Annotated in this window: 5 protein-coding genes; all 5 read right to left on the bottom strand. The window is 46.1% G+C overall.

Annotation, left to right across the window (positions count from 1 at the left end; translation table 11 throughout):
• The coding region (locus tag ACESLU_RS08075; protein ID WP_372637644.1) for an arylsulfatase at positions 1 to 1188 on the bottom strand (1188 nt) is incomplete at its 3' end.
• Between the two features lie 207 nt (positions 1189 to 1395).
• Positions 1396 to 2976, bottom strand: a complete 1581-nt coding sequence (locus ACESLU_RS08070; protein ID WP_372637647.1) for a sulfatase — start codon at positions 2974 to 2976, stop codon at positions 1396 to 1398.
• A gap of 200 nt (positions 2977 to 3176) precedes the next feature.
• Complete coding sequence (locus ACESLU_RS08065) at positions 3177 to 4694, bottom strand: RagB/SusD family nutrient uptake outer membrane protein (RefSeq protein WP_372637641.1); 1518 nt, start codon at positions 4692 to 4694, stop codon at positions 3177 to 3179.
• 162 nt (positions 4695 to 4856) lie between these two features.
• Positions 4857 to 8225, bottom strand: a complete 3369-nt coding sequence (locus ACESLU_RS08060; protein WP_372637638.1) for a SusC/RagA family TonB-linked outer membrane protein — start codon at positions 8223 to 8225, stop codon at positions 4857 to 4859.
• 110 nt (positions 8226 to 8335) lie between these two features.
• Positions 8336 to 9284 (bottom strand): FecR family protein (locus ACESLU_RS08055; RefSeq protein ID WP_372637636.1); only part of this gene is annotated, 949 nt, incomplete at its 5' end.

Raw genomic sequence — 9284 nt, 5'->3', positions numbered from 1 at the left:
AAACGTTGCCATCATATCCGTAAAAGAAATCGTCTGATTGCTCACAGACCCGGGCTCAATCACGCCCGGCCAGCGTACGATAAACGGCATGCGGTGACCCGCCTCGTAGGCATCCCCTTTCATTCCCCGCAGTCCGCCCTGCGAATCGTGGTTAAACTGCTCAAGGTCTTTATCATACCATACCGGGCCGTTATCGCTGGTAAAAATCACCAGGGTTTCTTCGGACATGTTTTCCTGTTCGAGGGCCGAAAGGATCTCCCCAACCTTTGCATCCACCATCGCTGTAAAGTCACCATACATCCCGGCTCCGCTCACGCCCTCATATTCCCGGGCAGGCAACCAGGGCGTATGGGGAGCTGGAAATGCCACATATAACAGCAATGGTTGATCCGAATGCTCAGAACCGTGGCTCTCGATGACATCAATCGATTCCCTGGTAAAACGCGGCAACACATCCGCCAGGTCCAGGTCCGGTGCAATAGCCCCGGCACGCCAGAAGGCGCCCTGTATATCGGTCCATATTCCGCCACTGTAATGGGATTCAACCGTATCGGTCGGTGGGGTTACAACCTGGTCGCCGCGAATATAAAAATAGGGCGGAATATCGGTTGAGGCCCGGATGCCGAAGAAGCGATCGAACCCGCGATCTGCGGGGCCACCCCTGAGCGGGACATCCGGATCATACTGCCGGTAGGCGGCCCGCGTATTTCCTCCCGCCGGGGAGTCGGCTGCGGTCGAGGGATCGGTGGCATGCGACTCGTCGAATCCCAAATGCCATTTTCCCACCATGGCCGTCCGGTAGCCCTCCGACTGCAGCAGGGAAGCAATCGTCAACCGATCCTCATCAATCACCGGCTGTTCCGGCCAGACATTCGTATTGGTCCGAAAAGGATACCGCCCCGTCAACAGCCCGTACCGGGATGGGTGACACACCGCGCCGGGCGCGTGGGCATCGGTAAACCGCATGCCTTCAGCCGCCAGCCGGTCGATATTGGGCGTGGGAATTCTGGACTCGCTGTTATAGGCCCCTACATCCCCATACCCCATATCATCGGCAAACAGTATCACGATGTTCGGTTTTTCCTGAGCGGGCGAAGCGGACCGGTCGTTCCCGTTGCATCCCCACAGGAACACACAAATGAGAGAGGCGATCATGATCTTCAGCCTAAGCCGGTTATCGGTAGTCATGATTTTCCGTTTTATGTATATTTAATATATAAGAAGGCTTTGCAAAACCATTCATTTGACTAATTACTGCTTGTTCGTGCATGCACCCTCCTCACCTATGCTTTTATGCGGTGGTGTTATATTCGACCAGAGATTGATATTAATCACATTTTCTGGTTTTCAAAATTTCTACAAATGGGATGAGGAGTAAAATGGGAGTCTTTTGGCCTATCGCTGTGGATGTTCAACGTCGTATTGCTGCTGGAGCTTCTTGATCTTCCCCTTGAGCTCTTCCTGCACGTCCCCGTACTCCGGATCCCCGTAGACGCTTTGCAGCTGTTCGGGATCCTCCTGCAGATCAAACAGTTCCCATTCCTCATTTTCGTAGAAATGGGCCAGCGTGTAGCGGTCGGTGCGCACCCCGTAGTGGCGGGCTACCTCATGGACCGCCGGGGGACCTTCGTAATAGTGGTAATACACCGCTTTGCGCCAGTCGGAGGGCTCCTCGCCTTTCAGCAGGGGGACCAACGAACGGCCCTGCATCTGCCCGGGGATTTCCGAACCGGCCAGGTCCAGAATAGTGGGGGCCAGGTCGAGGTTCTGGACCAGCTGCTTGTTGACCGACTCCGGGGCAATGCCCTCCGGCCAGTGGACGATCAGCGGCATCCGCATCGACTCCTCGTAGATCCAGCGCTTGTCAAACCAGCCGTTTTCGCCCAGGAAGAATCCCTGGTCCCCCGCGTAGATCACCACCGTGTTATCCAGCAGGTTCTCGCGCCTCAGGTAGTCCATCACCCGACCGACCCCGTCGTCCACGCCCCGGATCACCCGCAGGTAATCCTTCACGTAGCGCTGATAGCGCCAGCGCAGCCGCTCTTTCTCAGACATCTGCCCATAATGTTCATGCAGCTGCTCGTTCTGCTCTCCATAGGCCTGCTGCAGGCGCTCCAGCTGCCGGTCGGTCAGCCGGTTGCGCTCGACCAGCCGGTCCCACCCCTCCGAGGCTTCCCCGGTTTCAGGGTTCCGGGGGACCTTCAGGTCCCAGCCCCAGCTCATGGTAGTTCCGATCTCCATGTCCTGCTCGCGTGCCGCGGTTGTCAGTCCCTCGTAGTCGTAAAACAGGCTGGGGGGCTCCGGCAGGTCCCGGTTGCGGTAGTCATTCAGGTGATCCGGGCCCGGAAGCCAGTTGCGGTGCGGGGCCTTATGGTTGTAGATCATCATAAACGGGGTGTTTCGCTGCCGGTCGTCCCGCAGCCAGCGCAGGGCGCTGTCGGTAATTACACGGCTGGTATGGCCTGCCCGGTCCACATCGCCCTCCGGGGTGCGCATGGTCGGATTGTAATAGGGACCCTGCCCGTAAAGCACTTCATAATAATCAAAACCCTGGGGCTCGGTGCCCAGGTGCCACTTCCCGACCATAGCGGTCTGGTAGCCCGCCTGCTGTAGCAGCGTCGGAAAAGTTTCCAGGCTTTCGTCAATAGATTCCCCGTTGGTCAAGACCCCGTTCTTATGGCTGTGCTGACCAGTCAGCAGGACCGCCCGCGAGGGCTTGCAGATGGAGTTGGTGACAAAAGCGTTGTCAAAGCGCATGCCCTCCGCGGCCAGCCGGTCGATGTTGGGCGTGGGCGTGTGATTCAGCTTAAGCCCGTAATTCAGAGCCTCCTGGTAGGCGCCGATGGACTGGGCCGTGTGGTCATCGGAGTACATCACGATGATGTTGGGCGGGGTATCCTTGGATGTTATTTCCGGTTCTGCCTCCGTTGATTCACATCCCGAAAGCGCAAAGGATACAAGCACTAAGAGAATCATCAAAGAATAATAACGAATAAAAATCATAAGCAATAGCGAGTCAATTACTGGTGGTTTTTTTACACAAAACAATTATACATCACATATAATAAAAGTGACGGAGAAAAGATATCATGATCTTGAGAAAGGAGAACATGCTTCGCTTTTTCCCATCAACATTCAATTCATGAAAATAAAATTGTCCTCAGAGCTTGCGTCTGTTACCAGCCTGGATTCTGTTCATATAGATCAGGTCTTTTATCAATTTCAGACTGAGGTATCGGAAATAACATATGTTTCTCGCTTACCCGGGTGATAATATCGGCATAGTTGCCATGATGGCCTTCTGAAAGTTCCGACTCTACTTGACCGAATTCTTGCATTCTTTCCACCAAACGACCTGTTCTTACCAAATCAAACCATCTATGAGCCTCATCTACAAGTTCTAATTTCCTTTCATGCAGAACTTTATCTCTGAACTGTTGCTGAGTTAAACCATTGACGTTATGATCAGTACTTTGAAATGCTCTTTCTAAAATCCTGTTAAGCTGGTTCTCTGCTTCAGATGTATTCCCTATTTCATTTAACGCTTCTGCATACATTAAAATAGCATCTGAATATCGTAGAATATGGAAATTTACGGATCCCTCAGCTAAACTTGTTACTCCATTTTCCCAATATTTAGCAAAAAGTGGATGCGAAGTTCCATGCATTTCTCCATCTGCTCCCATGAATTCACTTCGTAAAGTTACATACCTTCTTGAATCTTCTTCTTCATACTCATTATATAATTCCAATGTGGGGAGTTCTGCTTCATTAGCAGGTATGCCAAATGCCTCTGGACTTCCGATCAATGAATATTTAGGTCCCTGAAGGCTCATCATACTGGCATTATTTGGAAGTGGAGGTTTCCCATAGTCAATGGAAAAAACGGCTTCAATTCCCCTCTCATCACCAGGTGCCCAGTTATCCTGATAATCTTCATGTAATCCATAACCATACTGTCCCTCATTTTCAACTACTTCAGCTAACTTGTCCACACTCTCTTGCCAGTTTTGGCGTGTTAAGTGTACCTTGCCCTCCAGTATTTTGGCCGCACCTTCCGTAGCTCTGCCAAACTCTGAAACAGGATAACTTATGGGAAGATTATTCTGTGCATATTCAAGATCATCTAAAATAAGGTTATAGACCTCGTTCACGGGTGCCCTCGGCTCATTTGCATCTTCCAGTCGTTCTATTTGTGTTATAATGGGTACACCACCGTAAAATCGAACAAGATTAAAATATGCTAAAGCTCTTAAGAATCTCGCTTCACCTATTAAGCGTGTTCTTAGGTCCTCATTGATATTACCCTCCGGAACATTAGGTATATTGTTTATTGCCGAATTTGCACTTGCGATTATGCTATAATGATCCTGCCATATTGACTCAGACCACTGATTAACACTACTATGCGCGTAGTATGAAAGATTTTGAAGATGCTGGTTAGGCATTCCAAGTCCATCTTTCATGACATCTGTAGGTAGCATGGTAAGAATCTGCATAGTTCTGCCGTAGTTATCCCATCCGAGACCTAAATTTGGATAAATTCCATTAACCGCAGCAATCGCTTCCTCTTCATTCTGATAGAAGGTTTCTGCTACAAGCTGACCCGGCGGATCCTCCGTTAAAAAATCTTCGCATGACAATAGACTTGCTGCTAAGAAGAATAAGATTAATGCGTTATATCGTAATTTCATAATATTGATTTTTTGTATTTTTGGCATCTTCCCATATTTCAAATTTAGAGGGATCCAATCCCTTGGTTGCACAAGCTGCTATGGGAAAGCCATTTTTGTTTTAAATCAAAATGAATTAATTATCAGAAGGAACTCATCATCATTTTTTGGACTTCCTTTATATTAAAAGGTAAGATTGATTCCTGCTGATATGGACTTTGTTCTCGGGTATTGACTAAAATCTTCGCCAATTGCCAAATTAGTAATTCCTTGAAAACTAACTTCAGGATCATAGCCGTTATAATCAGTAAAAGTAAAATAATTAGACATATTAATGTATATACTCAAACGTCTTATCGATTGGCTGAGAGTCGCTATATTTGGAAAATTATAAGTCAACCTTAGGTTCGAAATTTTAAAATAAGAACCATCCTCCAACATTCTGCTACTAAACATCTGACTTCGCCGGGTTGAAGGCTTCGCATATTGGTCAGTACTATTTTCACCATCCCAATAATTCGTAAACCCTTTATATACGTTCCCTCCCCCGGTCGGCATAGTGGAACTGAGATTATTGAAGTTTAAGATATCATTCCCATATTTAAAGCTTGTACTGATAGATAAATCAAACCCCTTATAAGAGAATCTATTAGTAAAACCACCAAAAAAATCTGGATGGGGATTGCCTATTCTTCGTCTATCATCCGAATTAATTACACCATCATTATTATGATCTACATATTTCCATCCCCCTACATAATTTGTAGGTGAATTTTCATGTAATTGATCTTCATTTTGGTATATTCCATCCCATTCATAGCCGTAAAAATATGCTACAGGCTCTCCAACCTCTAACCGATGAGTCGGCCCGGAGTGCATTATGTCAGTACCAACCCACCTGAAAGCTTCACCACCAAGATCCGTCACTTCATTCCTATACGTCGAAATATTAAAGCTGCTATACCAACTAAACTCTTCACTTGCGGAAACATCTCCCTCCAATTCTAAATCGAATCCTTTATTATTTAACTCTGCAATATTTTGGAGGGCCGTAGAGAAACCTGACGTATAGGGTATACCAACATTGTATAATAGATTGGACGTGGTCTTATCATAATAATCCGCGGTAATTCTTAGTCGGTTATTGAAAAATTCCATATCCAATCCTATATCCATTTGACTACTTAATTCCCACTTTAAATCAGGATTAGGCATTTTATTTGGAGTAACGCCAGTAACTATTCCATCTCCAAAAGAATAGGATGAAGTACCCAGGGTTGAAAGACTATTATATAGTCCAATTTCCTGATTTCCGGTAATACCATAACTGATTCTTAATTTCAGCTCACTGAAGATATTTAAATCATCTATAAATTGTTCGTCCCCCAGACGCCATGCAAAAGCACCAGAAGGGAAATAGCCATACTTGTTTTCTTTACCAAAACGAGATGAGCCGTCTATACGACCCGTTACCGTAAAAAGATAACGGTCCATTATGTTGTAATTAATCCTTCCCAAATAGGACACCATAGTCCACTCTGTCCTATTTGAATTGGGTTGGTTATACACAGAGGCCATACTAAGATCATTGGTTCCTAATCTATCGGTAGGAAATTCCTGTGCACTTGCATAGGAACTTCTGAATATATTTTTTTGCATGGTAAAACCACCCAATAAGTCCAGGGAATGATCCTCATTAAGCGCAGTATTCCATTGAAGCGTATTCTCATTCAACCAATTTAAAGTCTCAGATTCATTGATACTTCCGGAAGAGGTACCTCCACCCTGAGCAATATTGGCAGGCACAAAATTATCATTCCTGCTATTCTGTAAATCAACCCCCATTTTTACATCAGCTGTTAAATTTGGAGTGATATTATACTGTCCCTGTAATTTTCCTAACGCTCGCAGTGTCGAATATTCATCGGTTATCTCATTTATTGTTGCTACCGGATTAGGTACATTTCGACCTGGGGTATTCTCCAGGGTATATTCAGTTTTCATATCATCTTGATAAACTGGCAGAATAGGACTCATCAATAAAGCAGAAGTAGGCACATCATTACGCCCACTTCCCTCGGCAATAAAATTGCTGGAAATATTATTGAGATCAAAATTTGCAATTATAGTAAACTTGTCTGAAATGTATCTGTTTATATTTATCCTTCCTGAATATCTTTTATAATCAGAATTTTTAATAATCCCGTCTTCATCAGTATAATTTCCCGAAATGGAATAAGTATAATTTTCAGCTCCTCCGGAAAATCTAAGATTATAATTTTGAGTTGGAGCGTCTCTGTAAATCTCATCCTGCCAATCAGTTCCAGGATCTATTTCTCTTATATGCTCCATTTCCGCCTCATCGTAATAAGGGTTTAAACCATCATTTGTGTATGCCTGATTCGTTAATTGGGCATACTCCAATGCGTCCATAACCGGTATCTTTCTTGTTATTTGTTTAATGCCAGAAGAGATGTTAAAACTAACCTCATCCCTTGTTTGCTGTCCCCCTTTGGTAGTAATAAGTACTACTCCATTAGATGCACGACTCCCATAGATTGCCGTAGCAGACGCATCTTTTAAGAACTCAATAGATTCAATATCCTGTGGATTTAACATATTTAGTGCACCCAATCTACCCCCGGGTCCCTCACCTTCAGAGTATACTGGGAAACCATCGATTATATATAACGGTTCATTCCCTCCCTGTATACTACTGGAACCTCTTATACGCACCGAAACCGAGGAACCTGGGCGACCAGACGTTTGAGTAACATTTACACCAGCAATCTTCCCCACAAGTCCTTGTTCTATAGAGGTTGATGATGCAGCCTCATCCAAATCTTCCGCGCTTACAGAACTTACAGAGCCCGTCAAATCTCTTCGTTGCTGTGTCCCATACCCCACAACCACCAACTCCTCACCGGCAATAGCCTGGGACTGCAGGGCCACCTCAATCTCCGTCCTCCCGTTAACAGGCACCTCCTGCGTCTGATAACCCACAAACGAAAATACCAGCGTATCCTGCAGCGACTCCACATTCAATTCAAATGACCCGTCACTGCCCGTTGAGGTGCCCGTTGAGGTGCCCTTAACCAGGACATTGACGCCGGGCAGGGTTTCCCCGGACTGGGCATCGGTAACCGTTCCTGAAACCGTTTGCAACAATGCCGCCTTATCCAGAGGCATCTGACTGGGCATCAGTAAGAATATACCCTCGTGAATTTCATCATAGGAAAGTCCCAATTCCTGTAATATTCGCGATAGATCGGGACCGGGATTCTCGCTCAGGCCTGCCTTAGACCGGCTTACAAACTTGTTTGCAACGGATTTGTGGTCGTATAAGAATGTGGCGCTGAACTTTTCCTCGAGCCGTGACAACAGATCCGCAAGCGGGACCTGGTCCGTGTCCCATTGCAGTATATTGCCTGTGCTATTGTTTTCAACCAATAACTGGTTTTGCTGCTGATCCTGGGCCAACAGTTCCACGTTTGCTACATGAACAGCCAGGAAGGTAACAATCAGTACTATAGAAAGTCGTAGCTTATTCATAATCCGGTTCGTTTAGATTGTTAGATATTATTTATTGCAGTTTTACATCATTCGCTTATATTGATCACTTTCTGCCAATGTTGATATCAAGACGCATAGGTGCTCATTGTTCATTCGTTAAGCCCGCATGAGTCTGTTTTGGGTTCAATCTGTAGTACATCGCCTTGTTGTCTCACCTTTGCATCGAGAAGCTTCGCAAGGGCTTCTTTCAACACCTGCAGATTGGGAATTCTGATGGAACCTGATAACCTTCTTCCGCGTAAGGATTCATCCGTAATCTTAATTGTTACCCCAAAGGTATTTTCTATGCGCGTACTCACCTCCTTCACAGGGGTCTTTTCAAACACCAGCCTGCCTTCAGTCCAGGAGGTATACACCAGCGGATTAACTTTCTGAAGAGCTATAGTCTCCCCCGACCGGCCAAATCGAGCCAAATCGCCCGGTTTTAGTATCTGCTCCACGTTGTGATCCTGGGAATCGTTCTCAGCTCTAACCTTCACTTTTCCTTCCCTTAATACCGTTTGGGTTTGTTCACCAAAAGAGTTAACGGCAAATTTGGTACCCAGCACCTGAACCGCTCCATCGCGAGTGCGGACCGTAAAAAACCGTTGCTGCTCATTTTCATAATGGGGTATATCAAAATAGGCCTCGCCCTGCAGCCAAATTTCTATATCCTCTCCCTTCTTTATATTGGGATTGTATCTCAATTGTGAATTTGAATTGAGTACAATTTCCGAACCATCCTCCAGGCGCAAGGTTTTCTTTTCCCCGAAATCAGTTCGGAACTCCTGAACCGGTGCTGCTTCGGCCACCTTTTCCTGTCGGCCGGTCTCCTCATGGTAATTCATGTAGAATCCCCCGCCCAAAAGAGTCATAACCAACAAAATGCTGGCGGCAACCATCCACGCCCTTTGAGACAAGCGGGATTTTATAGGTGCACCTACTGCAAGGCTATCCTTTTTTTTATCCTGGCGAATCTTGCTGCTGAGCTTTCCCAGTTCCTTTTCTATAGCACTGGAATCAAGGCGATGTTTACCCGTTTCAAGTAAGAATTTTGCC

Source organism: Fodinibius sp. (assembly GCF_041642155.1).
Taxonomy (GTDB): domain Bacteria; phylum Bacteroidota; class Rhodothermia; order Balneolales; family Balneolaceae; genus Fodinibius.
This window is presented reverse-complemented; position numbering and strand designations above follow the sequence as displayed.